Here is a 25,724-nt window from a genome sequence, read left to right as displayed (position 1 = left end):
GGGAAGGCTCATGCGGATTCAGCGGCGCAGATCCATGGCCGAGCGTATGCCGTCGGCCAGCAGGTTGAAGCAGATCGAGGTGATGAAAATCATCGCGCCGGGCAAGGCCGCCACCAGCGGGTTGTTGAAGATGGCGGAGCGCAGGGTGTTGAGCATCAGGCCCCATTCCGCTTCCGGCGGGCGAACGCCCAGTCCCAGGAAGGACAGGCCCGACGCCAGGATCATGCAGACGCTGATCAGGCCGGTGGCATAGACGAACACCGGGCCCAGCACGTTGCCCAGCACCTGCAGGCGGATGATGGCCAGCGCGCCGGCGCCGCTCATGCGCGCGGAATCGATGTAGTCAAGCCGGGCCACCTGCGTCGTCACGCTTTCGGCCACCCGGGCAATCTGCGGAATGAAGACGATGGTCAGCGCCACCAGGCTGTTGCTCATGCCCGGGCCCATGGCGCCTGAAATCGCCACCGCCAGCAGGACCGAGGGAAACGCATAAAAGACGTCCAGCGTGCGCATGACCGCCATGTTGACCTTGCCGCCCAGGAAGCCGGCCGTCACGCCGATGGCGGTGCCGATCACAAAGGCCAGCGCCACCGGCACGATGCCCATGGTGAGCGACAGCCGCCCGCCGTAAATCAGGCGGCTCAGCAGGTCGCGGCCCAGCTCGTCGGTGCCCAGCCAGTTGCCCGCGCTGCCCACCGGCAGCAGGCGCTTGAGCATGCTGGTCTTGAATGGATCGGCCGGCGCGACCCAGGGCGCGAACACCGCCGCCAGCACCAGCAGCAGCAGGATGGCCGCGCACGCCATGGCCAGGCGGTCGCGGCGAAGCCGCCGCCATACCGACAGCCAGTAGCCGGCACTGGCGGCCTGCGGCGGCAGCACAAACGCCGGCGCGGCCGCGGGCAAGGAGTGGGAAACGGTCGCCGGCATCAGGGTCCTTGTAAAACGGGAAAGGCTTGCAAAATTCCGCGCCGCTTCACGCCCGGCGCATGCGCGGGTCTATCAGCGGCTGCAGCACGTCCACCAGCAAATTGAGCGCCACAAAAAACATGCACAGCACCAGGATGGTTCCCTGCAGCAGCGGAATGTCGCGCTGGAAAATCGCGGTGTTCAGCAAAAATCCCGTGCCCGGCCAGGCAAAAACGGTTTCGACCAGGATGGAGCCGCCCATCAAATACCCCAGCTGCAGGCCGGCCACCGCCAGGATGGTGGGCAGCGCATTTTTGGCGACGTGCCGGAACACCGCCACGCGGCCCAGGCCGCGCGCCCACAGCGCCGTCACGAACTCCTGCTGCAGCGTCTCGGCCACCAGCGCCCGCACGGTGCGCGTCACGATGCCCATGGGAATCACGCACAGCGTCACGCCGGGCAGCACCAGGTGCCTGAAGTGCGCCCAGTCCCAGGCCCAGCCGTTGCCGCCGTCGGCGGAACTGCCCGGCCCGGCGCCCATGGCGGGCAGCCAGTCGAGCCAGACGGAAAACACAATGGTCAGCACCAGCCCCAGCCAGTAGTGCGGCACGCTGACCCCGAGCACCGACAGCCCGCTGGCCAGCCGGTCCGCCCAGCCGCCTATGTGGTTGCCGGCGATGGCGCCCAGCGCCACGCCCGAGACCATGCCCAGCAGCGCGGCGAAAGCGGCCAGCATCAAGGTGTTTTTCACCGCGGCAAACACCTCGGTGCGCACCGACCGGCCCGAGGCGATGGACACGCCCAGGTCGCCGCGCACGGCGCGCGCCAGCCACAGCCCGTACTGCACGGGCAGGGGCTTGTCCAGGCCGTAGGCGGCCTTGAGCGCCGTCACGACTTCGGCCGGCGCATCGGCCGGCGCAATCGCGTTGAGCGGATCGCCGGGCGCGATGTAGACCAGCAGGAAAGACAGCAGCGTCACGCCCAGCGCGATCGGCAGCGTATAAAAAAGGCGGCGAAGCAGGTAGGCGAACATGCGGGGCTTCAAAAGAAAAGAGACGGCCCGGGCACTTCGGCGCCCGGGCCGGGGCCGGTCACATGCCGATGGTGGTCAGGTCCTGGAACCAGTGCTGGGCCTGCACGAACTGCTTGACCTTGGGCGACAGCGCGTGCGGGTTCACGTCATGCACCACCCACAGCATCAGCGCCTGGTCCACCATGGTCTGGTGAATGCTGGCCAGGAGGGCGTCCTGCGTCTTCACGTCGAACGTGGTGCGGATCTTGTCCACGGTCGCGTCCACTTTCGGGTCGGAGAAATTGCCCCAGTTCACGCCGTTGGGCGCGATGTAGCGGCTGTCGACGAAGCGCGTCAGCGCATAGAACGGGTCGGACGTGACGTAGCCGAGGTTGATGGCGCTGATGCCCTTGCCGGCGCTCATGTCGGCCTTGGCGCCGCTGCGCCAGTGCAGGTAGAGGTTTTCCAGTTCCACCACTTCGAACTCCAGCGAAATGCCGATTTCCGCCAGGCTTTGCTGGATGTATTCATTCATGGGCAGCGACAGCATCTGCCCGGTGCCGCCCTGCGCGATGATGACCTTGGCCTTCAGCGGCTTGGCCTTGGAATAACCCGCCTGCGCCATCAGCGCCTTGGCCTGCGGCAGGTCGTACTTGATGTCGAAGGCCGGCTTGCCGAACCAGGGGCTGGAGGCGTCGATCTGGCCCTTGGCCGGCGTAGCCAGGCCGTTCAGCAGCTTGACCACCTCGTCGCGGTTGATCGCCAGGTTGGCGGCCTTGCGCACGCGGATGTCGGTCCAGGGCGAGCCCGGCAGGGTGCTGAAATGGTAGGGCCACACATGCGGCGTGACGTTGCTCACCACCCTGAAGCCGCCCTTCTTGAGCTGCTCCAGCACGTCGGGCGGCGGCGTCTCGATCAGGTCCACCTGGCCGCTGAGCAGGGCGTTGGCGCGCGTCAGCGCTTCTGGAATCGGCAGCAGGATGATGCGGTCGGTTTTGGCCAGGCGTTTGGTGTCCCAGTAGCCCGTGTTCTTGACCAGCTCGGCGCGTTCGCGCGGCACCAGCTTGTCGAGCCGGAACGGGCCGGTGCCCGAAGGCTGGAAGGCCACCTTGGCCCAGTCCTTGTCCATTTTTTCCCACTGCGCGGGGCTGGAGATCAGGAACCACGGCAGCTGGTACGGAAACAGCGCGTCCACGTCCTTGGTGATGACCTCGACCGTGAGCTCGCCGGTTTTTTTATAGCTGGCGATCGACGGGATGCGCGGCCGCACCTGGGCGCTCTGCTTGGCATCGAACTGCGGCGACTTGTCGTTGAGCACCTTTTCCAGGTTCCACAGCACGGCATCGGCATTGAAGTCCGAACCGTCGTGGAACTTCACGCCCTTGCGCAGGCTGAAGGTCCACTTTTTCGGGTCCTTGGGGTCGCTCTTCCATTCGGTCGCCAGGCCCGGCACCAGCTTTCCGGGGCGCGTTCCGATGTTGGACTCCCAGGCGACCAGCGGGTCGTAAATCGTGTGGCCGGTGAACTGGTAAGCCCCGGCGCCGCGGTCGGGCTGCCCGGTGGTCAGCGGGATGTCCGCCATGGAGATCCCGTAGCGGGCCACGGTTTCGGCGATGGCCCCGTGGGCGAATGCCGCGGCCAGCGGAAGGGCCAGCGCGATGCGATGGACTTGCTTGAACACAGAAAGCATGGAGAGCTCCGCAAGGTTGAGAATGACCTTGCGATGCATGCAATGTGCCAGTCCGGCTCCGGCGCCGCATGTTTATTTCAAGCGCCTGTTTTTATTGGATTTATTCCGTTTTGCACTTTGAAACCGCCCCGCCCGGCGGCCTGCCCGTGCCGCGCTGTTGTGCGCGGGCACTAAGCATGTGCATGCATCTTCACAAACGCCTGCGTATCAATCCGCGGTGATTTTCCGTTCGGTAATGATTTTTCTCCACTTGGCGGTATCCGCCCTGACCATGGCCGCAAAGGCCGCCGGCGTGCCGCCCGTGGGTTCCGCGCCCAGCTTGGCGAAACGGTCCTTCACGTCGGCCTCGGCCAACGCGGCGTTGAGGGCCTGGTTGACCTTGCCCGCCAGCTCCGGCGGCATGCCCTTGGGGCCGTACACGCCGAACCAGGTGACCGACTCGAAGCCCGGCAGGGTTTCCGCCACCGTCGGCATGTCGGGCGCGAGCGAGGTGCGCTTGAGCGAGGTAACCGCGAGCGCCCGCAGCTTGCCGTCCCTGACGTGGGGCATGCCGGTGACGAAGGAATCGAACAGCACGTCGACCTTGCCGCTGATCAGGTCCGGCATGGCCAGCGCCGTGCCGCGGTAGGGAATGTGCAGCATGAAGGTGCCCGACTGCGCCTTGAAATACTCGCTGGTCAGGTTGACGATGGTGCCGTTGCCGCTGGAGGCATAGTTCAGCCGCCCCGGGTTCTTGCGCGCATGCTCGATGAATTCCCGCATGTTTTTGGACGGCGACGAATTCGGCACCAGCACCACGTTGGGCGAGCTCGCCACGTAGGCAATCGGCGTGAAGTCGGTCTCGGCGTTGTAGGGAATTTTCGGGTTGATGGCCGGGCCTATGCTGTGCGTGCTGGAGGTAGCCAGCAGCAGCGTGTAGCCGTCGGCCGGCGCCTTGGAAGCCGCGTCGGCGCCTATGGTGCCGCCGGCGCCCGGGCGGTTGTCGACGATGACCGTCTGGCCGATTTTTTCGCCCAGCTTTTGCGACAGGGCGCGCGCCAGGATGTCGGTCGCGCCGCCGGCCGGGAAAGGCACGATCATGCGTATCGGTTTGGAGGGATAGCTCTGGGCCAGGACGGGTGCCGTGAATGCCAGGGAAAAAGCCGCTGAAAAAGCCGCCGCGAGGTGAATGATATGTGTACGTTTCATCCAGCGATTGTGCAACGGTTTTGCGTGCCCACTCGCTTGCAAACAGGCAAAACAAAAGGCACCCGAAGGTGCCTTTTGTGCTTGGGTGCCGCGTGCGCTTTCGCGCCGGCTGCGTGAGAATCACTCCTCGACGAAAGCTTCTTCGCGCTTGTTCTTCACCGTCGGCAGCAGCACGATGATCAGCAGCAGCAAGGCGGCGCCCAGCAGGCCGGCCGACAGCGGACGCGTCACGAACACGCTCCAGTCGCCGCGCGACAGCAGCAGCGCACGGCGCAGGTTTTCTTCCATCATGGGGCCCAGGATGAAGCCCAGCAGCAGCGGCGCGGGTTCGCAGCCGAGCTTGACGAAGAGGTAGCCGATCACGCCGAAGATGCCCACCATCCAGATGTCGAAGGTGTTGTTGTTCGTCGAGTACACGCCGATCGCGCAGAACAGCACGATGGCCGGGAACAGGTAGCGGTAAGGCACGGTCAGCAGCTTGATCCACATGCCGATCAGCGGCAGGTTCAGGATCACCAGCATCGCGTTGCCGATCCACATCGAGGCGATCAGGCCCCAGAACAGTTCGGGGTTGCTGGTCATGACCTGCGGGCCCGGCTGGATGTTGTGGATGGTCATCGCGCCCACCATCAGCGCCATCACGGCGTTGGGCGGGATGCCCAGCGTCAGCAGCGGGATGAAGGAGGTCTGCGCGCCGGCGTTGTTGGCCGACTCGGGCGCGGCCACGCCGCGGATGTTGCCCTGGCCGAAAGGCACTTCGCCCGGCTTGGACTTGATCTTCTTTTCCAGCGCGTAGGCCGCGAAGGCCGCCAGCAGCGCGCCGCCGCCCGGCAGGATACCCAGGGCCGAGCCCAGGAAAGTGCCGCGCAGCACGGCCGGCAGCATGTTCTTGAAGTCTTCCTTGGTCGGGAACAGGCCGGACACCTTGGCGGTGAACACCTCGCGCTCATGCTCGGGCTGCGCCAGGTTGCTGATGATTTCGCCGTAACCGAACACGCCCATGGCGATGGTCACGAAGCCGATGCCGTCGGTCAGTTCGGGGATGTCGAAGCTGAAGCGGGCAACGCCGGAATTCACGTCGGTGCCGACCAGGCCCAGCAGCAGGCCCAGCACGATCATGGCAATCGCCTTGAGCAGCGAACCCGAAGCCAGCACCACGGCGCCGATCAGGCCCAGCACCATCAGCGCGAAGTATTCGGCGGGGCCGAACTTGAAGGCCAGTTCGGTCAGCGGCGGCGCGAAGGCCGCCAGGATCAGGGTGCCCACGCAACCGGCGAAGAAGGAACCCAGGCCGGCCGCGGCCAGCGCGGGCCCGGCCCGCCCTTTTCGGGCCATCTGGTAGCCGTCAATACAGGTGACCACCGAGGAGGATTCTCCCGGCAGGTTCACCAGGATGGCGGTGGTGGAGCCGCCGTACTGGGCGCCGTAATAGATGCCGGCCAGCATGATCAGCGCCGACACGGGCGGCAGCGCGTAGGTGGCGGGCAGCAGCATGGCGATGGTCGCCACGGGGCCGATGCCGGGGAGCACGCCGATCAGCGTGCCCAGAATACAGCCGATCAGGCAATACAGCAGGTTGATGGGCGTGAACGCGACGCCAAAACCTATCGACAGGTGGGATAGCAATTCCATTTTTTATATCTCCTTAGCCGATGAAGAACGGCCAGACCGGGAACTGCAGCTTGAGCAGGACGACGAAGGCGAGGTAGCTGCCGATGGCCAGCACCGTTGCCAGGATGAAGGTGTTTTTGACCTTCCAGCCGGTTTCGGCCATGCTGGAGATGAAGGTCAGCGCGTAGATCGCCACGATCATGCCCATGGCGGGAACCTTGATGCTGGGCAGGCCGGCCAGCAGGATGCCGAACACCAGGTTGGCCAGGATGATGAAGGACAGCGGCTTCCAGGCCCACTTGCCGATCTTGTCGCCGCCCACGGTTTCCACCACCAGCGCCTTGAAGGTGATGCCCGCGCCAAGCAGGGTCATCAGGATGCCCAGCATCAGCGGGAAGTAGCCCGGGCCCATGCGGGCGCCTTCGCCCACGTTGTAGGTAGTCGCACCCCATGCGAACGCCACCCCGACGCCCATGAACATGAGGCCGGAGAAAAAGTCTTTCTGACTTTTGATATTCACGGCTGTCTCCTCAATACGTTTAAAAAGAAAGAATCGGTGGATTGTGCATTCAATCCCCCGGGGGCGACATGTGGCTTTCACTTACCTTTCACTCTATCTTTCGCTTACCCCTCACTTACATGAAAGCCGGCCGGCGCGAAAAGCAGTGAAAACCCGTAGTGCCGCTGTTTTTTGGAGCCGTTCACAAAACCCAGCGAAGCGGTCCTGGCCAGGCGCGTCGCCGCAGACAGTACACCAGTACGGCAAGGCGGCGCAACAACGCCAGGAGAATTTTTGAGCGGCTCCTAGGAAAGCGGCGGCGTGGAGGCCAGCACTTCCTCTATGGTCGTCAGCCCCTCGGCCACTTTCAGCGCGCCGCCCAGCCGAAGCGGGCGCATACCTTCGCTGACCGCCTGGCGCCGCAGCGCGTCGATGTTGGGCTCTTTCGAAACCTTTTCCTTGAAGCCTTCGGTGACCGTGAGCAGTTCATACAGGCCCATGCGCCCGCGAAAGCCCGTCATGCGGCAGTCCACGCAGCCCACCGGCTTGTAGGGCCGGTAGCCGCCGCTGATCTGCCAGGGCTTGACCAGCTCGGCCAGGGTTTCGCGCGAGGCGTTCTCGTCGGGCACGCGGCAGCTGCTGCACAGGGTGCGCACCAGCCGCTGGGCCAGCACGCCCAGCAGCGTGGCGTTGATCAGGTAGGAGGGAACGCCCAGCTCCATGAGGCGCGAGACCGCCGACGGCGCGTCGTTGGTGTGCAGCGTGCTGAAGACCAGGTGGCCGGTGAGCGCCGCCTGCACCGCCATGTCGGCGGTTTGCAGGTCGCGGATTTCGCCCACCATGATGATGTCCGGGTCCTGCCGCATCAGCGCGCGCAGGCCTTCGGGGAAATCGAAATCCAGGTGCGCCTGCACCTGCGTCTGGTTGAAGGACGGCTCGATCATTTCGATCGGGTCTTCGATGGTGTTGACGTTGACCTCTTCGGTCGCCAGCCGCTTGAGCGTGGAATACAGCGTGGTGGTCTTGCCCGAGCCGGTCGGCCCGGTGACCAGGATGATGCCGTGCGGCCGCTTGACCAGCGCCTCCCAGCGCTCGGCATCGTGCTGCGCGAACCCCAGCGCATCCAGGCTCTTGACCGTGCTGTCCGGGTCGAAGATACGCATCACCATCTTCTCGCCGAAGGCCGTGGGCAAGGTGGACAGGCGCATTTCAACTTCGTCGCCACGCGGGTTGCGGGTCTTGATGCGGCCGTCCTGCGGGCGGCGCTTTTCGACCACGTCCATGCGGCCCAGCAGCTTGATGCGCGCCGTCATCGCGTTGTGCACGCCCATGGGCAGCTGGTAGACCGGGTGCAGCACGCCGTCGATGCGGAAACGGATCACGCCCTGCTCGCGGCGCGGCTCCAGGTGGATGTCGCTGGCGCGCTGGTCGAAGGCGTATTGCCAGAGCCAGTCCACCACCTGCACCACGCCCTGGTCGTTGGCGTCCAGCTGCTTGTTGCTTTTGTTGAGCTCCACCAGCTGCTCGAAGCTCGCCGTGCCGGAGCCGCCGCCCGCCTTGATCGCGGCCTTGACCGATTTGGCCAGCGCGAAAAATTCGGCGGTGTACTTGGTGATCTCCAGCGGGCTGGCCACCACCAGGCGCACGCTGCGCCTGGCCTGGCGCTCGACTTCCTGCACCCAGTCGGTGACGAAGGGCTCGGAGGTGGCGATCACCACCTCGGTCGGCGTGACCTGCACCGGCAGCACCTTGTGGCGCTCGGCGTACACGGCCGACATGGTGTCGGCCACCTTGCCCACGTCCACCTTGAGCGGGTCTATGCGCAGGTAGGAAAGGTGTGCCCGGCCCGCCAGCCACTGCGCGATGGTTTCCATGTCCAGCGGCTTGCCGTCCTCCAGGCGCGTCATGCCCACGCTGGCCAGCCGTATCAGCGGCGGCTGCGCGCTCTGCACCTGCGAGCAGCGCGCAATGGTGCGCTGCGCTTCGTTGGCGCTGATCACGCCGTCCTCGCTGAGCCACTCCACCAGCGTGCGCCAGTCGAGCGGGCCGGCATGGCCTTTTTTGGGGTGCGGGTCGCGGTGGGGCTTGGGGTGGGGCGCGGCGCTCATGGCTGGCACTGTACCCCATCCTTGGCGGGCTTAGAACCTTCCAGCGCGCCCCTTCAGGCCGCCGGCTTGAACAGCCGCAGCCACTTTTTGGCCGGCAGGTCCCAGCGCGACTCGATCACGCCGGCCTGCTGCAGGAGCTCGGCGCGCTCGGGCCGCGTGGGCTCGCGTTGGGCCAGCACCACGGTGTTGCCTTCGCGCGTCGGGGTGAAGGCCCACACCGCCTCGGGGCCGAAGGCTTCGGCGATCTTGGTCAGCGACTGCAGGTAGCTGGAGTCGCGTCCGAACAGGTTGACCGTCATCACGCCGTCCTCGGCCAGCAGTGCGCGGCAGTCGGCATAGAAGTCGGCGCTGTCCAGCACCGGCGCGGCCGCTTCATGGTCGTAGAGGTCCACGTGCAGCAAATCCACCGCGCCCTGGTGCGCGGGCTTTTTGATTTCCACGGAGGCATCGGCCTCGATGACGTGCAGCCGCAGGTCGTCGCGCGGCAGCTTGAACCAGACCCGGCAGGCCGTGACCACCTGCGGGTTGATTTCGATGGCCGTGGTTTTCATGCGCAGCTTCTTGTAGCAAAACTTGGTGAGGGCCGCCGAGCCCAGGCCCAGTTGCATCGCGTGTTTTTTCGGCAGGCCGGCGGCATCCATGAACAGCAGCCCGGCCATCATGCGCTGCACGTACTCCAGCTCGATGTCATAGGGCGCGTCGCGCAGCATGGAGCCCTGCACCCATTCGGTGCCCAGGTGCAGGAAACGCACGTCGCCGTAGTCGGAGAAATTGACTTCCGGCAATTCCACCGCAGCCTTCACCGTATCTTTTTCTTTTCTTTGCATCAAACCAGTCCGTGTTTTTCAAAAACTTCGCGCCAGGCCGCGAGTTTGCGCTCAAAACTCCAGGAGGCATTCGCCGGGCTGGTCGAGGGCAGCTTGTAAACCGGCAATCCCAGCGCCAATGTGTGCTTCGAATGCTTGTAGCTTTCACCGCCGTTGTGGGCCACCGCCTCCAGCGCCGGGCACAGGCGCCGCAGGCCCGCCAGGTCGTTCACCTCCGCGTTGCGGATCGCGCTGTCCAGGCTGCCCTCGCGTTCGCAGGCCGCATACACGTCCCACAGCCCCAGGCCTTTGGCCAGCAGCCATTCGCTGCGCGCCTGGTAGCCGCCAGGCCCCGTGTCCTGCGGGCCGGGCGGCCAGATCGCCTTGAGGATTTTCCAGAAATGGTTTTGCGGGTGGCCGTAATACTGCTGCGCCGCCAGCGAGGCCGCGCCCGGGAAGCTGCCCAGGATCAGCAAGCGTGTGTTGCCGGAGACCAGCGGCGCCAGGCCGGTCAGCGCCGGCGGTACCGGTGCCGCCTTCATCCGAGCAGCGCCCCCAGTTTGGGCAGCGCATGCCGCGCATTGGCCGTGGTCGCGGCGGCCAGCGCCTCCACGCTGATGCCGCGCAACTCCGCCACCTGCTGCGCAATGCGCGGCAGCTCGCCCGGCTCGTTGCGGCCCTGCGCTTTGCCGGCCTCGCGTTCGCCGGCGGTGGTGTAAATCCAGTGCGGCGGGATGTCGGGCGAATCGGTTTCCATCACGAGGGATTCCAGCGGCAGCTCGGCCGCCAGGCGCCGCAATTGCAGCGCCGGCTCGAAACTCACCGCGCCGCCAAAGCCCAGCTTGAAGCCCAGCTTCAGGAATTCGCCCGCCTGCTGTTCGCTGCCGTTGAACGCATGGCCTATGCCGTGCCAGCCGCCTTCGGGCGCCAGGTCGCGCAGGTGCTTGAGCAGCTTGTCGGCCGAGCGCCGCACGTGCAGGATCACAGGCAGGCCGTGCTTGCGCGCCAGCTTGAGCTGCTCGCGGTAAAAGTGTTCCTGGCGCTCGCGCATCGGGCTTTGCGTGAGCGCCGGCACAAAATAATCCAGGCCGATTTCACCAACCGCCACCAGCCGCGGGTCGTCACGCCTGAGCGTGAGTTCCGCGTCCAGCGCCGCCAGGTCGGCGTCATGGGCCTGCGGCACGCACAGCGGGTGTATGCCCAGCCCGTAGCTGTCGGAAAACCGGTGCGCCAGCAGCCGCACCGCCTCGAAGTTGAAGACACCCACCGCCGGGATCACGCAATGCGCCACGCCCTCGGCGGCCGCGCGCGCGCGCACCGCGTCCACGTCGGCGGCCAGTTCACCGGCGTCGAGGTGGCAATGCGTGTCTATCCAGGAGCTCATGCGCTGAAGTGGTGCGGTAAGAAGAAAGAAGCCATGAAGAAGCGGGCGGCAGCAAGGGATGCGGGGGTTGTCCGTGTCGCCGGAGATGTTGACACAGAAATGAAATCGGGACACGCTATGCTCTTTTCGGCGGACCGCCTGCCTCTTCAGGTCCCGGTCTTTTCAACTGATCTCCTGCTTCGTCACCCTTACTTCAACTGACAACCCAAGGAAAGCCAAATGAAATTATCCCGCCTGATGAGCCAGATTCTCGGCGCCGGCCTTGTTGCCACCAGCCTCAGCGGCACCGCATGGGCGCAAGACCAGAAGCTGCGCCTGATCACCTGGGCCGACTACGTGCCGGCCGAGGTCGTGGCGCAGTTCAAGAAGGAAACCGGCATCGACGTCGAACTCACCCTCTCGAACAACGAGGAAATGATCTCCAAGCTGCGCGCCACCGGCGGCGCCGGCTTCGACCTGGCCCAGCCCTCGCAGGACCGCATCACCGGCCCGCAGCAGGAATTCGGCATCTACAAGCCCATGGACCTCAGCAAGATCAAGTCCGAGCTCTTCATCCCCTCCATGCTGGAAGCCACCAAAAAGAACACCACGCTGGACGGCAAGGTCTACGGCCTGCCGCACATCTGGGGCACCGACGGCCTGGTCGTCAACACCAGGCTGGCCAAGATGACGGACTACCCCGACCTCTGCAAGGCCGACGTCAAGGGCAAGACCGCCGTGCGCCTGAAGCGCCCCACCCTGCTGGCCTTTGCCTTCGCTTCCGGCAAGGACCCGTTCGCGCTGTACAAGGACCCGAAAGCCTACGGCGCGCTGATGGACGAAGTCGGCAAGACCATGGTGGCCTGCAAGAGCAACATCAAGTTCTACTGGGACAACAAGGACCAGCTGCTCAACGGCATGCGCGCCGGCGAAGTCGTGGGCGCCATGATGTGGGACACAGGCGGCTGGAAACTCAATGCCGAAAAACCCGAGATCCAGTTCGTCGCGCCCAAGTCCGGCGCGCTCGGCTGGATAGACACCTTCGCCATCCCCGCCAAGGGCCGCAACGATGCCGCCGCCTACGCCTGGATCAACTTCAACATGCGCCCTGAAATCGCCGCCAAGGTCGCGGGCTCGGCCGGCAACTTCACCGCCTCCAAGGGCGCCGACCAGCTGGCCGACCCCAAGCTCAAGGCCCAGTTCGCCGCCAGCTTCCCCGAAGCCGCGCTGAAAAATGTGAAGTGGTACCCGGCCGTTCCCGCAGGCATTGAAGACATCGAAGGCCGCGTACTGGACCGTATTAAAGCTGCCAATTGAATAGCCCCCCTGAGTCGCTTCGCGCCTTCCCCCCAGGGGGACGAAAGCTGCGGCCCGGCAAAGCCGGTTCCGCGCTTTCACTGGCCTTTCGCTCTTTGTGTGCAAGCACCCGTCCGCTGGCGCACGCGGCAGATCACTAAAGCAGGCACGCCCACCCATGCACGCGGATTTGCAAGCCGAGCACGTCGGTAAAACCTACGCCGGCCAGCCCGCCGTGAAGGACCTGTCCTTCACGGTGGAGCGCGGCAGCTTTTTCTCCATCCTCGGCCCCTCGGGCTGCGGCAAGACCACGCTGCTTCGCATGATCGCCGGCTTCCTGTCGCCCGACGCGGGCCAGATCCACATAGGCGGCAAGCCCATGAACGGCGTGCCGCCCAACCAGCGGCCCGTCAACATGGTGTTCCAGCACCTGGCGCTGTTTCCCATGATGTCGGTCGGTGAAAACGTCGGCTACGGCCTGGCGCGGCGTGGCCTCTCGCGCAGCGACATCGCCGCCAAGGTGGGCGCCATGCTCGAACGCGTGAGCCTGCCCGGCATGCAGGACAAGCGCGTCGACCAGCTCTCGGGCGGCCAGCGCCAGCGCGTGGCCATCGCGCGCAGCCTGGTGCTGGAGCCCACGCTGCTGCTGCTCGACGAACCGCTGGGCGCGCTGGACCTGAAGCTGCGCGAACACATGAAGGTCGAGCTCAAGCAGCTGCAGGCGGCTTTCGGCACCACCTTTGTCTACATCACGCACGACCAGTCCGAAGCCCTGGTGCTGTCCGACCACGTGGCCGTGATGAACGCCGGCGGCTTCGAGCAGCTGGGCACGCCGCAGGAGCTCTATTACCAGCCGCAAACCCCGTTTGTCGCGGGCTTTGTGGGCGCCAACAACAAGCTCACCGGCAGCACCACGGCCGCGGGCGCCGAAGCCGGCAGCGTGGTGGCGCTCACCACCGGCGAAGGCCTGGCCCTGCGCGCGCGCGCCGCCGGCCGGCTGCAGGCCAACCAGGCGGTGCAGGCTTTTGTGCGGCCCGAAGCCATCAGCCTGGCGCGCGACGCCACCGAGCTACCCGCCAACCACACGGTGTACGCCGGCCAGGTGGAAAGCCTGCTGTTTGACGGCGCCAACTCGGCGGTGCTGCTGCGCGAAACCGCCAGCCGCACCGAATTCCGCATCGCCCTGCCGCAGACCGGCCGCTTCGCCGACCTGCGCATCGGCGAGACGGTGGCCTTCAGCTTCGACCCGGGGCAGGCCGTCTGCTTCGGCAACCGCTGAGGCTTCAACCATGCAAGCCGCGGCCGTCCTGCCCACCCCCAGCGACTCCGCGCCGGCCCAGGCCCGGCTGATCCTGTTCCTGCTGCTGGCCCCCGCGCTGATCTGGCTGGTCGGCCTCATCGTGCTGCCGCACATAGACCTGGCCGTGCTCTCGCTGCGCGAACGCATCGCGCCGCGCCAGTACGCGCCCAGCTTCGCGCAGTACCGCACCTTTATCGAAGAGCCCTTGTACTGGCACACCTTTGTGCGCACCGCGCTGATGTCCATCCTGGCCACGGGCATCACGCTGCTGCTGGCCTTCCCGATTGCCTGGACGATTGCCAAGCTGGTGCGCGGCCGCGCCAAGTCGCTGCTGCTGGTCATGTGCCTGATCCCCTTCTGGGTCAGCGAAACCGTGCGCACCCTGGGCTGGATGATTCTGCTGCGCGAATCCGGCGTGCTGCCCGCCGTGCTGGTGCAGCTGGGCATCACGGATACGCCTGTCGAGCTGCTGTACCGCGACGCCACCATCCTGGTCGGCCTGGTCTACACCTCCATGCTCTTCATGGTGGTGCCGCTGATCAGCGCGCTCGAAAGCCTGGACGACACCCTGATCGAGGCCGCCTACGACCTGGGCGGCAACGGCCCGTCCATCCTGCGCCAGATCGTCATCCCGCATGCCGCGCCCGGCATCCTGGCCGGCTGCATCGTGGTCTTTATGCTGACCCTGGGCAACTACCTCACACCCACCCTGCTGGGCGGCAAGAATTCGCTGTGGTTCACCGAGCAGATCTACACCCAGTTCATCACGCGCTTTAACTGGGAACAGGGCGCGGCCTTCGGGTTTTTGTTGCTGGGGCTGTCCACCGCCATCGTCTGGTTAGGCCTGAAACTTACTGGCCAAAAATTCGGCGAAGTGATGCGCCGGTCATGAAGGAAGCCGCATGATCGCCTCCCTGCCCCGCCCCGCCTGGCTGCGCGCCGGCACCGTGGTCTATGCGCTGGCGTTTTTCGCCTTTCTGTTCCTGCCGCTGGTGGTGGTCGCCGTGTTCGCCTTCAACGACGCGCCCTACCCGGCGCCGCCCTGGCGCGGCTTCACGCTGGACTGGTTTTTCGGCAGCCGGGCTGGCCGCACCGGGCTGTTTTCCGACGGGCCCATGCTGGCCAGCCTGTGGACCAGCGTGGTGGTGGCCGCCTGGGTCACCCTGCTGGCGGTGCTGGTCGGCACCACCAATGCCTTTTTGATCGAACGCGCGCGCTTCCCGGGCAAACAGGCGCTGTCCATGCTGATGCTGGCGCCGCTGGTGATCCCGGGCGTGATCCTGGGCATCTCGGTGCTGGCCTTTGCCAGCCGGCTGGCGCAGTTCGCCGACGACGCCTGGGGCCTGGAGCTGGACTTCCTGCGCCCCGGCCTGCCGCTGGTGGTGATAGGCCAGTTTTCTTACATCGTCTCCATCGCCACCCTGATCATCACCGCGCGCCTGAAACGTTTTGACATCACTTTGGAAGAAGCCGCCTACAACCTGGGCGCCTCGCGCGCGGCGGTCTTCGGCACCATCACGCTGCCCTACCTGAAACCCGCGCTCATAGGCGCCGCGGCGATCTCGTTTTTGATGTCGTTTGAGAACTTCAACACCACGCTGATGCTGGTCGGCTCGGACGCGCCGCTCACCGTCATGATGTACGGCCGCATGCGCGAAGGCGCCACGCCGGTGCTCAATGCGGTGAGCCTGTTCCTGATGCTGGCTTCGGCCGCGCTGGCGTTGACGTTGCTGCGCAAGCCGGCCGACGGCGCCGGGCGCTAAGGTCTTGCTCCCTCTCCCTCTGGGAGAGGGCAGGGGTGAGGGGGCTGCGGCCCGTGCACAAAAGGGAGGCGTATCTATCGCCGCTGGCCCTCACCCCAACCCTCTCCCTGAGGGAGAGGGGGTTAAAAACCAGGATGCACCAAACCGGGATTCCCCTCGGCGCCGCCCGCCGCAACGAGGGTTTACAAAACCCCCTCCCACGCATACCCAAATCCCGTGCATGGATGCACAAATCGTGATACGGTGCAGCTGTGAATCCGGGGTTTGGAACGGCGTTCCAGGACCCGGTACCAGCCCGGTTTTGACTTAAACCCCAAAGGTGAACGGATGCGCAGGCCAGCCCTTTACAGCAGTTCAAACCGTCCGGCGCCGGGCGCGGGTGATGCGGAGACACCGCAAACGCCCGAGCAGGCCGCCCTGGCCGGCGACACCCCACCCTCCCGCTTCCCCCGGCTGTCCCGCCTCGCCACCCGGCTGGCGCGCCACCAGCTTTACCTGCTCTGGTCGGTGGTCGGCCTGCTGGCGCTGCTGCTGGCCGTCAGCTTTTCCTCGCCGCTGCGCAACCCGGCGCGCAAGCTCACGCAGGAAGACATCAACGCCGCCGTGCTCAAGACGCTGGAGACCACGGTGCTGCCTTCCCCCGGCACCAAGGCCTACGACACCATCATCCCCTCGGTCGTGCGCATCACCGGCACGGGCAAGGACAAGGACGGCAAGGATGACAAGGAGCACACCAGCGTGGGCACCGGCGTCGTCATCGTCGACAAGGGCATCATCCTGACCAACCTGCACGTGGTGCAGGGCGCCCAGACCATCACGGTCACCTTTGCCGACGGCCTCGAATCCACCGCCAGCATCACCGGCGTGCAGCCTGAAAACGACCTGGCCGTGCTGCAGGCCCACAAGATTCCCGACGACCTGATCGCCGCCACCATGCGCTCCACCGCAGACCTCGCCCCCGGCGACCAGGTCATGGCCGTGGGCTATCCCTTCGGCATAGGCCCCTCGGCCTCGCAGGGCGTGATCTCCGGGCTCAAGCGCAACTTCCGCTCGCCCGAAGGCAAGCAGATGATGACCAACCTGATCCAGTTCGACGCCGCCGCCAACCCCGGCAATTCCGGCGGCCCGCTGGTCACCATGGACGGCGAGGTCATCGGCATCGTCACCGCCATCTTCAACCCCAACCAGCAGCGCAGCTTTGTCGGCATAGGCTTTGCCGTGCCAATTGAAAACGCCGCCTCGGCCGCCGGCATGCCGCCGTTCTGAACAGGCACCAGCCCCAACATCTTTCGACCTCCTCCAAAGGACACCGCCGCATGGAACAGAGCACCACGCCCCCGCACGCCAATACCAACGCCAACCACGACACCGCCCAGCTCATGGAGCAGATCCTCTACGAGGTCAAGCGCGTCGTCGTCGGCCAGGACCGCTTCCTCGAGCGCGTCATGGTCGCCATCCTGGCCCAGGGCCATTTGCTGGTCGAGGGCGTGCCCGGCCTGGCCAAGACGCTCACCATCAAGACCCTGGCCAACACCGTGCAGGGCAACTTCAAGCGCATCCAGTTCACGCCCGACCTGGTGCCGGCCGACCTGGTGGGCACGCGCATCTACAACCAGAAAACCGGCGAGTTCAGCACCTCGCTGGGCCCCGTCTTCACCAACCTGCTGCTGGCCGATGAAATCAACCGCGCGCCCGCCAAGGTGCAGAGCGCGCTGCTGGAGGTGATGCAGGAACGCCAGGTCACGATTGCCGGCTTCACCCACAAGGTGCCCGAGCCCTTCCTGGTCATGGCCACGCAGAACCCGATCGAGACCGAAGGCACCTACCCGCTGCCCGAGGCCCAGGTCGACCGCTTCATGATGAAGGTGCTGGTCGACTACCCCACCGACGAGGAAGAGTTCGTCATCGTCCAGCGCGTCACCGGCCCGGCCGTCGCCGTGAGCGCCGTCGCCACCACCGAGCAGCTGGCCGCGCTGCAGGCCGAGTGCCGCCGCATCTACGTCGACCCGTCCCTCGTGCAATACGCCGTGCGCCTGGTCTCGGCCACGCGCTCGCCCGTCAAGCACGGCCTCAAGGACTTGCAGCGCTTCATCACCTTCGGCGCCAGCCCGCGCGCCACCATCAATTTGACCGAAGGCGCGCGCGCCCTGGCCCTGCTGCGCGGCCGCAGCTACGCCCTGCCCGAAGACATGAGCGACCTGGTGCCCGACGTGCTGCGCCACCGACTGGTGCTGTCGTATGAGGCGCTGTCTGAAGGACTGACCGCAGACGGGCTGATCGCCAAGATCATGGCAAAAGTCCCGCCCCCAGCAAAACCACTAGAGCATGAAAAACTGGCTGCATGAGATGAGTCCCACGCGCTCACGTCCCTCCCCTCCGTTCGGGCTGAGCTTGTCGAAGCCAGCCCTTCGACAAGCTCAGGGCGAACGGGGAGTCATGGCGCATGACAACACCGCTCGAACATGAAAAACCCGCCGCCTGAATCCCCACACGCTCGCACCTCCTCCGTTCGGGCTGAGCTTGTCGAAGCCCACCCTTCGACAAGCTCAGGGCGAACGGGAGGTGCGAGCGCGGATCAATTGCTCAAACGCCTCGAGTGGACCGTGCTGCGCCGCCTCGACGGCCTGCTGCAGGGCGACTACCGCACGCTGCTGCGCGGCACCGGCATGGACCTGGCCGACCTGCGCGAATACCAGCACCATGACGACGTGCGCCACATCGACTGGAACGTCACCGCACGGCTCGAACAACCCCACGTGCGCGTCTTCACCGAAGACCGCGAGATGAGCGCCTGGTTCCTGCTGGACCTGAGCCCCTCCATGGACTTCGGCTCCAGCGAGCAACGCAAGCGCAATGTCTCGGCCGACTTCGTCGCCGTGTTGGCCCGCATGCTGACGCGCCACGGCAACCGCGTGGGCGCCATGCTCTACGGCTCCGGCGTCGACGCCGTGATCCCCGCGCGCGGCGGCCGCAACCACGTGCTGCACCTGCTGCACACCCTGCAGGCCAGGCCCGAGGCCACCACGCTGGGCCCCACGCGCCTGCACGAGCTGCTCGAATCCGCCGCCAACCTGGTGCGCCGCCGCTCCACCGTGTTTGTCGTGTCCGACTTCATCACCGAACCCGGTTGGGAAAAGCCTTTGGGCCAGCTCGCCCGCCGCCACGAAGTCGTGGCCGTGCGCCTGCTCGACCCTTTGGAGCTGGACCTGCCCGACCTGGGCCTGATCCCGATACGCGACGTGGAAACCGGCGAGCAACTGCTGGTCGACACCCACGACGCGGGTTTCCGCAAACGCTTTGCGCAAATCGCCGCCCAGCGCGAAGCCGAGCTGCGCCAATCGCTGGCGCGCGCCGGCGTGGACACGCTGGAACTTTCCACCGACGACAACCTGGTCGACGCCATCATGCGCTTCACCGAACTGCGCAAGCGCCGCAGCCGCACTTCGGGTGCTGGCGGCGGCGCCCTGCCCGCCCACCTGAGGCACGCCGCCTGAAGCTGCCAAGGACACCCCCATGAACACCCCCAGCTGGCTCACCTCCTTCATGTCCAAACTGCCCTTGCCGACTTTCCTGTGGCCGGAATTTTTATGGCTGCTGCTGGCCATTCCGGTGCTCATCGCCATCTACATCTGGCTGCTGCGCCGCAAGAAAAAAATCGCCCTGCGCTACGCCAGCCTCTCCATCGTGCGCGAAGCCATGGGCCGCGGCCAGGGCTTTCGCCGCCATGTGCCGCCCATCCTGTTTTTGCTGTCGATTGTCGCCATGCTGATCGCGGCCTCGCGCCCCTTCGCCGTCATCAGCCTGCCCTCGCAGCGCGAAACCATCATCCTGGCCATGGACGTCTCCGGCAGCATGCGCGCCGCCGACGTGTTACCCAACCGCCTGGTCGCCGCCCAGAACGCCGCCAAGGCCTTCCTCGCCGACCTGCCGCGCAATGTGCGCGTGGGCGTAGTCGCCTTCGCCGGCACGGCCTCGGTCGTGCAGCAACCCACCCTCAGCCGCGAAGACCTGGTCGTCGCCATCGACAAATTCCAGCTGCAGCGCGGCACCGCCATCGGCAACGGCATCGTCGTCTCGCTGGCCGAACTCTTCCCCGATGCCGGCATTGATTTGGCGTCCATGCAATACGGCAGAGAAAAACCGCGCGGCACCTCCATAGACCAGGCACTGGCCCCCGACAAGGGCGCCAAGAAAGAGTTCGTGCCGGTAGCCCCAGGCTCCTACACCTCAGGCGCCATCATCCTGCTGACCGACGGCCAGCGCACCACAGGCGTGGATTCACTGGACGCCGCCAAAGCCGCCGCCGACCGCGGCGTGCGCGTCTACACCGTGGGCGTCGGCACGGTGGACGGCGAAACAATCGGCTTTGAAGGCTGGTCCATGCGCGTCAAGCTCGACGAGGAAACCTTGAAGGGCATCGCCCGCACCACGCAGGCTGAGTATTTCTACGCCGGCACGGCGGCGGACTTGAAGAAGGTCTATGAGACGCTGAGCTCGCGGCTGGCGATCGAGAAAAAAGAAACCGAGATCTCCGGGCTGCTCGCGCTGGTGGCGGCTGCGCTGGCGCTGGTGTCGGCGAGTTTGTCGCTGCTTTGGTTTAACCGGATTCTTTGAGGAGAGGCACTGGCATGCTGTGCCGTAAGAAGCGCCCCTGGTTTTTGATGCTTTGCCTCGAGTCGGCATAATCGGGTCGCCTGCTGTAAGCCAGCAGGTCGAGAAAAGGCCTGCCCCAAACTGTTGGTTTGCCCCCAAGGGCATCGTCACGACCAAATCAACCCTAGCGCCGTAGTGCCTGCCAAACTTCTATTTGGAGGGTCTCTTCGCCTTAATCTTCGCTCTGCTATGTTTCGCATGCGAAACTCTGTCTCTATTGGAAGGCAAGACGCCCAAAAGTCCACGCCCTTCGCCACATCACTGATGAAGTTGCGCTTTGGCTTGCACGAATTACAAGATAATCTGTGTCATCCTCAACCAGCATGGAAACCGAACTCTTCCTCGATCAACCCGCTTTGCCGGGATTTTGTGCCCTTTCTGATGCGGTGAATGAACTTGCGCATTCGTCGGGCATCGAGGAGAGAGGAGCTATATTCACCCGTAAAGAGGTAGTTGACTTCGTACTTGACCTAGTCGACTACGTTCCATCAAGAGCATTGCAAAATCGGTCCTTGTTGGAGCCCTCGTTCGGTGGCGGCGATTTCCTTCTTCCCGCCATCGACCGGCTATTGGACTCTTGGCAACGAGCCCAGAGGAATGGCACTCCTTCTCCCTCTCTAGACAATTGCATTCGCGCAGTAGAACTGCACAAGCCAACCTTCGACAGGACTCGCTCCGCTGTATTAGCTCGACTCTGTCAGGAAGGATTAGACCCCGGAGAAGCAGAGCGACTGGCGTCGCTTTGGCTAGTCCAAGGTGACTTCCTCCTCGCGCGGCTGCCTACTGAGTTTGATTTCGTCATCGGAAATCCACCCTATGTGAGGCAGGAGTTGATACCCGCGCCGTTGCTGCAGGAGTATCGAAAGCGATTCCCAACGCTTTATGACCGAGCAGATCTATATGTGCCCTTTATTGAAAAATCACTCAATTTGCTCAAGCAAGGGGGGCAACTGAGTTTTATTTGTGCTGACCGATGGACCAAGAATCGCTATGGTGCTCCGCTACGAGCTCTAGTTGCTTCACAGTTCCGTCTACGCGCTTACATTGATATGGTCGATACACCAGCATTTCACTCTGACGTAATCGCGTATCCCGCAATAACTGTCATCGAGAGGGCGTTGAGTGGCCCAACCTACGTTGCCGAACGCCCCGACCTCAGCCCAAGTAGCCTGAAACTCTTAGCCAAAGCTCTTAGCGGAAAAACCAAATCAGAGCATCCCGGTGTGTATCGGCTGGACGGTGTCACGAATGGAGCTGAACCTTGGCTTCTAAATCGATCAACACTCACCGATCTAGTACGTCGCATCGAATCAAACTATCCCACACTTGAACAGGCTGGGTGCAAAGTTGGAATTGGGGTTGCAACAGGCGCAGATCAAGCCTACATCGGAAAATTTGCAGACCTCGACGTCGAAGAGGACCGGAAACTTCCGCTCGTGATGACGAGAGACATACTTACCGGTCGCGTTGAGTGGCGCGGGTACGGCGTGATCAATCCCTTTACGGACGAAGGACCACTCGTCGACTTGAAAGCGTATCCAAGGCTTGCTGCATACCTTGAGGCTCGCAGAGAAACCATCACCGCCAGACACGTGGCAAGAAAAGACTCCACACGCTGGTTTAGGACTATTGATCGCATTACTCCCTCACTCTCTCAGCGCCCAAAACTACTCATACCCGATATAAAGGGAAAAGCCCAGGTGGTTTATGAGGCTGATGGGCTTTACCCTCACCACAATCTGTACTTTGTAACCTCAGATGCTTGGGAGCTACGTGCGCTTCAGGCTGTGCTTCTATCCGGTCTTACGCGATTGTTTATTGCAACCTATTCGACAAAGATGCGCGGCGGATTTTTAAGGTTTCAAGCACAGTATTTGCGACGAATTCGACTTCCCCATTGGGATTCCGTGCCCGATACGATGCGAAAAAAACTATTTGAAGCGGGAGAGAATTTGGACATGGATGCCTCCAATTCTGCTGTCGCGGATCTCTACAACTTGACTCAAGCAGAGCGCGTAGCACTCGCGTTAGCATAATGGCGCTTAATTTAGCAAACTACAAAGGCCAAGCCCGCGACGCGATCAAGGCATTTTGGGGAAATCGCGAGGCAGCGAGAGTAAAGCAAATCGAGTCCGGGAATATTGATGCGGGCACCCGCGGGTCCGTAACGGCGGGAAAGAACTTGGATGGCTTTGTGGCAATGATCAAAAGCCTCGTCGAAGCAAATGGCCTTGGCCACGCCAAGATTTACCAAAACAAGGGCTTCGTAGTACTACCGGGCTACTTTCGTCCTACCAAGCAATGGGATCTATTGGTTATGAATGGAGATCGGCTTGTTGCTGCAATTGAATGCAAGTCACAAGTTGGCTCCTTTGGCAACAATTTTAATAATCGGGCGGAAGAAGCTATCGGCACGGCTCATTGTCTTTGGACAGCCTACCGAGAAGGCGCTTTTGGGGGACAAACAAAACCCTTTCTAGGATGGCTCATGGTTGTGGAAGACGCGGCGAAGTCCCGGGCGTCGGTCCGTAATGACGAACCTCATTTCAAAGTATTCCCTGAATTTGATGGCGCGTCCTATTTGAGAAGGTACGACTTGCTTTGCCAGCGTTTGGTTAAAGAGCAGCTATATACCGCTACTGCTTTAATTGCCAGCCCACGCACAGCGGTTAAATCCGGTAAATATTGCGAACTATCAGAGCTCTCGAGCCTTGAGAGTTTTGTCACTTCGTTCGCAGGTCACATTGCGACTGAAGCAGCAAAGAAAATTTAACGAAACCAATCTCCATAATTTGTCTTAGAGTTGATTGCCAGACCAAAGATGAGTTTGATGATCAAACGCGTGACCAATCTAGGTTGTTAAGCACGGCCAGCCAGGAAAATATCTCACACCAATGTGGAGATTCACTGACCCCAGCACCTAGGCCCCCGCAATACTCGCAAACAAGTCATCCAGATCCACCGGCTTCACCAGATGCGCGGAGAACGCCGCATCGGCAGATCGGTTGCGGTCACTCTCCTGCCCATACCCCGAAAGCGCGATCATGGCCGGCGCCTGTAGGCCCAGGCGCTTGCGCAGTTCGCCGGCGAGTTCATAACCATCCATGACCTGCAGGCCGATGTCCAGGATCGCGATGTCCGGTGCAAAGCCGGGTGCCGCGGCCAGGGCTTCGACGGGGCCGTAGGCGACCAGCACCTCGTGGCCGAACTCGCGCAGCAGCGCACCCAAGGCGTCGGCGGCATCGGCGTTGTCGTCGACCACCAGGATTTTTGGGGTGGGGCCGCTGTCAAGGTCAAGCGCGCGTACTTCTTCGCCCGCGTCCTGCGGTTCGGCGATGTGGAGAGGGGGCATGGAACTGGCCTGTGCGGTGGTTGCGGGAAACCCGGGAAAGAAACCACCTGGCGGATGGGGGAAGCCCATACTACTGCATAGTCCGCGCCGGGGCGCGATTCTCCGGGGCCCTTGCAGAAGTGCGCAAGCGCAGGCCAAGCTGGTACTGGCAGGGAGGGCGTGCTTGATCTTGTGCAGGGCCGCCACTAAGCTGTGGCCATGAGTTCAACCCACCTATCGCTGCACATCGAAGCCCCGCGCCCGCGCATCTATGCGGCACTGATCGAAGCCGATGCCATCGCCAAATGGAAAGTCCCCGACGGCATGACCCTGGTGGTGCATGAATTTGAAGCGCGTGAAGGCGGCAAGTACCGCGTCTCGCTGACTTACCAAGAGCCGGGCGCGGCCGGCAAGACATCAGCGCACACCGACACCTACCACGGCTATTTCAAGGAGCTGGTGCTCAATGAGCGTGTGGTCGAGGTGATGGAGTTCGAAACCTCCAGGCCCGAAATGCAGGGCGAAATGAGGTCCACGATAGAACTCTCGGATGAGCATGCCGGCACCCGGCTTGTCGCGTTGCATGAAGGTGTGCCGCCCGGTGTTGCACCGGCCGACAACCAAGCCGGATGGCGCATGTCGCTGGGAAAACTGGCACGGCTGGTGGAGGGCTGAACCCAATGCCGCAAAGCCCGGGGACGCATTAAAAACCCTTAACAAGCCTCCTCTTGCGGGGGACAGCTTCGCAAGCCTGTTCTTGCTACCGTGACGACAGCGAGCTGTGCGGTCGTTTATCTAGTCTATTCGGAGGATGTGAATCTCAAGCATGCTTCCTAGAATCTCCAGGCCCTAAACAGGCACAACCGGCAGGCGCCACGTCATCTGCAAGCTCACAAAGCGGTGGCGGCAGACACAGCGGGAAATCCTCCCGCTGCGGCCACGCTGGAGCGCCGCCTGTCACCGCATGGTGATTTCCATCAGACTCCCGAGAGAGGCCCCTATCCATGAGCATCGACGAATTTGTAAAGGTGCTGGAGGCCGCCACGAGGCTTGCAGCCGTCCTGATCTGGCCGGCGCTTCTGGTGTTTGTCCTTGTCCGGTTTGGGCCGGCGCTGGGAAGCTTCTTTGAGAGTCTGGGCGAATTCTCCTTGAAGGGCGCGGGCTTCGAGGCCTCGGCGAAGCGCAAGCAAGCCGAGGTGGCGGCGGCATTGGCGGCCGCCAATGCCTCCCGGCCCGAGCCCGGCGCAACGCCGGAAACCGCAGCGCGAGACGCGGAGGATGTGGCGGACCTCGTGGCCGAAACGGTTACACCGCGAGTGCTTCGCAAAGCACGGCGATCGACTGTGCTTTGGGTGGATGACCGGCCTGGCAACAACGTCAATGAAAGAAAGTCCCTCGAGGCTCTAGGCGCCAGATTTATATTGGCAACTTCAACCGAGGAGGCCCTCGAGAAGGTGTCACGCCAGCACGTCGACGTCATCATTTCAGACATGGGACGCCCGTCCGATCCACGCGCGGGCCTCACCCTTCTCTCAAAACTCCGGGAAGCGGGCAACACGACGCCCTTCATTATCTATGCCGGATCGAGCACACCCGAGCGCAAGGCGGAGGCACGAAAGAACGGCGCACTCGGCTTGACAAGCCGCGCGGCCGAATTGTTCGAATATGTTCTCTCAGCCCTGCACCTCGGGGTCTAACCTGTCCGTCGGCCGTGCGCAGTGGTGAGCGGCCGCAAGCTTCTATCGGTGTTCACGCTCTCATGAAGCCCTTTTTCTCTTCACTTCGCTCATCGCTGGTTTGCGCTGCGACTGCTGTTGTTTGCGCTTTCGCGGTAGCCGCCCCGTTCAATATCTCCGGGACGTCCTGGTTCAACGACGGCACGGAGTTCGCGGCGATGTGCATGGTCTTTGAGCCGGGCGGGACCTTGCGCTTTCAAGGCGGTTACCTGGGCTACAACCCAAGCCGCTGGCGGCAGGACAGCGCGAACCCGGCGCTGGTGCATATTGAATTGGGCGGGAAGCAGGACTTCCCCACGGCTGTCGCGAAGGACCAGCTGAGGTTGCGGCCGCAGGGAAGCCTTGCCAGCTTCGATGCCGAAAAACGTCTGCTTGTGTATCGCATTGGCCTGGGCGATATACCCATCGAATTCAATGGATTTTTCTTTGAGCGCCAGGCCGGCTGCGCGCATTCCTGAGCCC

At 63.6% G+C, this 25,724-nt stretch carries 24 protein-coding genes; 13 read left to right on the top strand and 11 right to left on the bottom strand.

Annotated elements, in window-relative coordinates; translation table 11 throughout:
* Nucleotides 1–18: 18 nt before the first annotated feature.
* The 10 genes from ACLV74_RS10990 to ACLV74_RS10945 all read right to left on the bottom strand — a co-directional run bounded on the left by ACLV74_RS10990 (nt 19) and on the right by ACLV74_RS10945 (nt 11,204).
* Entirely contained in the window at nt 19–927 is a 909-nt protein-coding gene (locus ACLV74_RS10990; protein ID WP_411879438.1) for an ABC transporter permease, read from the bottom strand.
* Nucleotides 928–973: 46 nt separating this feature from the next.
* Nucleotides 974–1,939 carry an ABC transporter permease gene (locus ACLV74_RS10985; RefSeq protein ID WP_411879437.1) on the bottom strand — a complete coding sequence of 322 codons (966 nt, stop codon included), beginning with the start codon at nt 1,937–1,939 and terminating at the stop codon, nt 974–976.
* 58 nt (nt 1,940–1,997) lie between these two features.
* A complete protein-coding gene (locus ACLV74_RS10980; protein WP_411879436.1) occupies nt 1,998–3,608 on the bottom strand; it encodes an ABC transporter substrate-binding protein in 1,611 nt (536 codons plus the stop codon).
* A gap of 207 nt (nt 3,609–3,815) precedes the next feature.
* Nucleotides 3,816–4,796 carry a Bug family tripartite tricarboxylate transporter substrate binding protein gene (locus ACLV74_RS10975; RefSeq protein WP_411879435.1) on the bottom strand — a complete coding sequence of 327 codons (981 nt, stop codon included), beginning with the start codon at nt 4,794–4,796 and terminating at the stop codon, nt 3,816–3,818.
* 120 nt (nt 4,797–4,916) lie between these two features.
* Nucleotides 4,917–6,428 carry a tripartite tricarboxylate transporter permease gene (locus ACLV74_RS10970; RefSeq protein WP_411879434.1) on the bottom strand — a complete coding sequence of 504 codons (1,512 nt, stop codon included), beginning with the start codon at nt 6,426–6,428 and terminating at the stop codon, nt 4,917–4,919.
* Nucleotides 6,429–6,441: 13 nt separating this feature from the next.
* Complete coding sequence (locus ACLV74_RS10965; RefSeq protein ID WP_411879433.1) at nt 6,442–6,927, bottom strand: tripartite tricarboxylate transporter TctB family protein; 486 nt, start codon at nt 6,925–6,927, stop codon at nt 6,442–6,444.
* 284 nt (nt 6,928–7,211) lie between these two features.
* Nucleotides 7,212–9,014 (bottom strand): GspE/PulE family protein, encoded by a 1,803-nt coding sequence (locus ACLV74_RS10960; protein WP_411879432.1) that lies wholly within the window; start codon nt 9,012–9,014, stop codon nt 7,212–7,214.
* Nucleotides 9,015–9,067: 53 nt separating this feature from the next.
* A complete protein-coding gene (locus ACLV74_RS10955; protein ID WP_411879431.1) occupies nt 9,068–9,841 on the bottom strand; it encodes a spermidine synthase in 774 nt (257 codons plus the stop codon).
* Nucleotides 9,841–10,362: a DNA-deoxyinosine glycosylase gene (locus ACLV74_RS10950; protein ID WP_411879430.1), complete on the bottom strand. Its 522-nt coding sequence runs from the start codon at nt 10,360–10,362 to the stop codon at nt 9,841–9,843. Before ACLV74_RS10950 ends, ACLV74_RS10955 begins: the two co-directional genes overlap by 1 nt.
* Nucleotides 10,359–11,204: a TatD family hydrolase gene (locus ACLV74_RS10945; RefSeq protein ID WP_411879429.1), complete on the bottom strand. Its 846-nt coding sequence runs from the start codon at nt 11,202–11,204 to the stop codon at nt 10,359–10,361. Before ACLV74_RS10945 ends, ACLV74_RS10950 begins: the two co-directional genes overlap by 4 nt.
* Before the next feature lie 219 nt (nt 11,205–11,423).
* Between ACLV74_RS10945 and ACLV74_RS10940 the strand changes: the two genes are divergently transcribed.
* From ACLV74_RS10940 to ACLV74_RS10895, 10 genes are all read left to right on the top strand, one after another.
* Nucleotides 11,424–12,500, top strand: coding sequence for an extracellular solute-binding protein (locus tag ACLV74_RS10940; RefSeq protein WP_411879428.1), 1,077 nt, complete (start codon nt 11,424–11,426; stop codon nt 12,498–12,500).
* Between the two features lie 157 nt (nt 12,501–12,657).
* Nucleotides 12,658–13,758: an ABC transporter ATP-binding protein gene (locus ACLV74_RS10935; protein WP_411879427.1), complete on the top strand. Its 1,101-nt coding sequence runs from the start codon at nt 12,658–12,660 to the stop codon at nt 13,756–13,758.
* Between the two features lie 10 nt (nt 13,759–13,768).
* Nucleotides 13,769–14,671, top strand: a complete 903-nt coding sequence (locus ACLV74_RS10930; protein WP_411879426.1) for an ABC transporter permease — start codon at nt 13,769–13,771, stop codon at nt 14,669–14,671.
* A gap of 10 nt (nt 14,672–14,681) precedes the next feature.
* A complete protein-coding gene (locus ACLV74_RS10925; RefSeq protein WP_411879425.1) occupies nt 14,682–15,542 on the top strand; it encodes an ABC transporter permease in 861 nt (286 codons plus the stop codon).
* A 327-nt stretch (nt 15,543–15,869) separates the two neighbouring features.
* Nucleotides 15,870–16,808, top strand: a complete 939-nt coding sequence (locus ACLV74_RS10920) for a S1C family serine protease (RefSeq protein ID WP_411879424.1) — start codon at nt 15,870–15,872, stop codon at nt 16,806–16,808.
* Between the two features lie 50 nt (nt 16,809–16,858).
* Complete coding sequence (locus ACLV74_RS10915) at nt 16,859–17,887, top strand: AAA family ATPase (protein ID WP_411879423.1); 1,029 nt, start codon at nt 16,859–16,861, stop codon at nt 17,885–17,887.
* 117 nt (nt 17,888–18,004) lie between these two features.
* Complete coding sequence (locus tag ACLV74_RS10910) at nt 18,005–19,036, top strand: DUF58 domain-containing protein (RefSeq protein WP_411879422.1); 1,032 nt, start codon at nt 18,005–18,007, stop codon at nt 19,034–19,036.
* 19 nt (nt 19,037–19,055) lie between these two features.
* Nucleotides 19,056–20,156, top strand: a complete 1,101-nt coding sequence (locus ACLV74_RS10905; protein WP_411879421.1) for a VWA domain-containing protein — start codon at nt 19,056–19,058, stop codon at nt 20,154–20,156.
* 362 nt (nt 20,157–20,518) lie between these two features.
* On the top strand, nt 20,519–22,231 hold the full coding sequence (locus ACLV74_RS10900; protein WP_411879420.1) for an Eco57I restriction-modification methylase domain-containing protein: 1,713 nt from the start codon (nt 20,519–20,521) through the stop codon (nt 22,229–22,231).
* A complete protein-coding gene (locus tag ACLV74_RS10895; protein ID WP_411879419.1) occupies nt 22,231–22,968 on the top strand; it encodes a PaeR7I family type II restriction endonuclease in 738 nt (245 codons plus the stop codon). The genes ACLV74_RS10900 and ACLV74_RS10895 overlap by 1 nt, the downstream gene beginning before the upstream one ends.
* A gap of 147 nt (nt 22,969–23,115) precedes the next feature.
* Here ACLV74_RS10895 and ACLV74_RS10890 read toward each other — a convergent pair whose 3' ends face one another.
* Nucleotides 23,116–23,547: a response regulator gene (locus ACLV74_RS10890; protein WP_411879418.1), complete on the bottom strand. Its 432-nt coding sequence runs from the start codon at nt 23,545–23,547 to the stop codon at nt 23,116–23,118.
* Nucleotides 23,548–23,745: 198 nt separating this feature from the next.
* On the opposite strand from ACLV74_RS10890, the gene ACLV74_RS10885 reads away from it, so the two are divergent.
* The 3 genes from ACLV74_RS10885 to ACLV74_RS10875 all read left to right on the top strand — a co-directional run bounded on the left by ACLV74_RS10885 (nt 23,746) and on the right by ACLV74_RS10875 (nt 25,720).
* A complete protein-coding gene (locus ACLV74_RS10885) occupies nt 23,746–24,201 on the top strand; it encodes an SRPBCC domain-containing protein (RefSeq protein WP_411879417.1) in 456 nt (151 codons plus the stop codon).
* A 329-nt stretch (nt 24,202–24,530) separates the two neighbouring features.
* Nucleotides 24,531–25,223: a response regulator gene (locus ACLV74_RS10880; protein WP_411879416.1), complete on the top strand. Its 693-nt coding sequence runs from the start codon at nt 24,531–24,533 to the stop codon at nt 25,221–25,223.
* A gap of 62 nt (nt 25,224–25,285) precedes the next feature.
* On the top strand, nt 25,286–25,720 hold the full coding sequence (locus ACLV74_RS10875; RefSeq protein ID WP_411879415.1) for a hypothetical protein: 435 nt from the start codon (nt 25,286–25,288) through the stop codon (nt 25,718–25,720).
* Nucleotides 25,721–25,724 lie beyond the last annotated feature (4 nt).

This window comes from Polaromonas sp. YR568, from assembly GCF_943369415.1.
Classification (GTDB): domain Bacteria; phylum Pseudomonadota; class Gammaproteobacteria; order Burkholderiales; family Burkholderiaceae_C; genus Polaromonas.
Note: the sequence above shows the minus strand (reverse complement) of the source record. Positions and strands in the feature narration are given on the sequence as shown.

Bases quoted from the DNA above. Each gene is read 5' to 3' on its own strand.
- ACLV74_RS10915 (WP_411879423.1), top strand. From the start codon at position 16,859: ATGGAACAGAGCACCACGCCCCCGCACGCCAATACCAACGCCAACCAC.
- ACLV74_RS10890 (WP_411879418.1), bottom strand. From the start codon at position 23,547: ATGCCCCCTCTCCACATCGCCGAACCGCAGGACGCGGGCGAAGAAGTA.
- ACLV74_RS10985 (WP_411879437.1), bottom strand. From the start codon at position 1,939: ATGTTCGCCTACCTGCTTCGCCGCCTTTTTTATACGCTGCCGATCGCG.
- ACLV74_RS10955 (WP_411879431.1), bottom strand. From the start codon at position 9,841: ATGCAAAGAAAAGAAAAAGATACGGTGAAGGCTGCGGTGGAATTGCCG.
- ACLV74_RS10970 (WP_411879434.1), bottom strand. From the start codon at position 6,428: ATGGAATTGCTATCCCACCTGTCGATAGGTTTTGGCGTCGCGTTCACG.
- ACLV74_RS10945 (WP_411879429.1), bottom strand. From the start codon at position 11,204: ATGAGCTCCTGGATAGACACGCATTGCCACCTCGACGCCGGTGAACTG.
- ACLV74_RS10940 (WP_411879428.1), top strand. From the start codon at position 11,424: ATGAAATTATCCCGCCTGATGAGCCAGATTCTCGGCGCCGGCCTTGTT.
- ACLV74_RS10900 (WP_411879420.1), top strand. From the start codon at position 20,519: ATGGAAACCGAACTCTTCCTCGATCAACCCGCTTTGCCGGGATTTTGT.
- ACLV74_RS10960 (WP_411879432.1), bottom strand. From the start codon at position 9,014: ATGAGCGCCGCGCCCCACCCCAAGCCCCACCGCGACCCGCACCCCAAA.
- ACLV74_RS10935 (WP_411879427.1), top strand. From the start codon at position 12,658: ATGCACGCGGATTTGCAAGCCGAGCACGTCGGTAAAACCTACGCCGGC.
- ACLV74_RS10875 (WP_411879415.1), top strand. From the start codon at position 25,286: ATGAAGCCCTTTTTCTCTTCACTTCGCTCATCGCTGGTTTGCGCTGCG.
- ACLV74_RS10930 (WP_411879426.1), top strand. From the start codon at position 13,769: ATGCAAGCCGCGGCCGTCCTGCCCACCCCCAGCGACTCCGCGCCGGCC.
- ACLV74_RS10925 (WP_411879425.1), top strand. From the start codon at position 14,682: ATGATCGCCTCCCTGCCCCGCCCCGCCTGGCTGCGCGCCGGCACCGTG.
- ACLV74_RS10880 (WP_411879416.1), top strand. From the start codon at position 24,531: ATGAGCATCGACGAATTTGTAAAGGTGCTGGAGGCCGCCACGAGGCTT.
- ACLV74_RS10975 (WP_411879435.1), bottom strand. From the start codon at position 4,796: ATGAAACGTACACATATCATTCACCTCGCGGCGGCTTTTTCAGCGGCT.
- ACLV74_RS10990 (WP_411879438.1), bottom strand. From the start codon at position 927: ATGCCGGCGACCGTTTCCCACTCCTTGCCCGCGGCCGCGCCGGCGTTT.
- ACLV74_RS10895 (WP_411879419.1), top strand. From the start codon at position 22,231: ATGGCGCTTAATTTAGCAAACTACAAAGGCCAAGCCCGCGACGCGATC.
- ACLV74_RS10920 (WP_411879424.1), top strand. From the start codon at position 15,870: ATGCGCAGGCCAGCCCTTTACAGCAGTTCAAACCGTCCGGCGCCGGGC.
- ACLV74_RS10905 (WP_411879421.1), top strand. From the start codon at position 19,056: ATGAACACCCCCAGCTGGCTCACCTCCTTCATGTCCAAACTGCCCTTG.
- ACLV74_RS10910 (WP_411879422.1), top strand. From the start codon at position 18,005: ATGAAAAACCCGCCGCCTGAATCCCCACACGCTCGCACCTCCTCCGTT.
- ACLV74_RS10950 (WP_411879430.1), bottom strand. From the start codon at position 10,362: ATGAAGGCGGCACCGGTACCGCCGGCGCTGACCGGCCTGGCGCCGCTG.
- ACLV74_RS10980 (WP_411879436.1), bottom strand. From the start codon at position 3,608: ATGCTTTCTGTGTTCAAGCAAGTCCATCGCATCGCGCTGGCCCTTCCG.
- ACLV74_RS10885 (WP_411879417.1), top strand. From the start codon at position 23,746: ATGAGTTCAACCCACCTATCGCTGCACATCGAAGCCCCGCGCCCGCGC.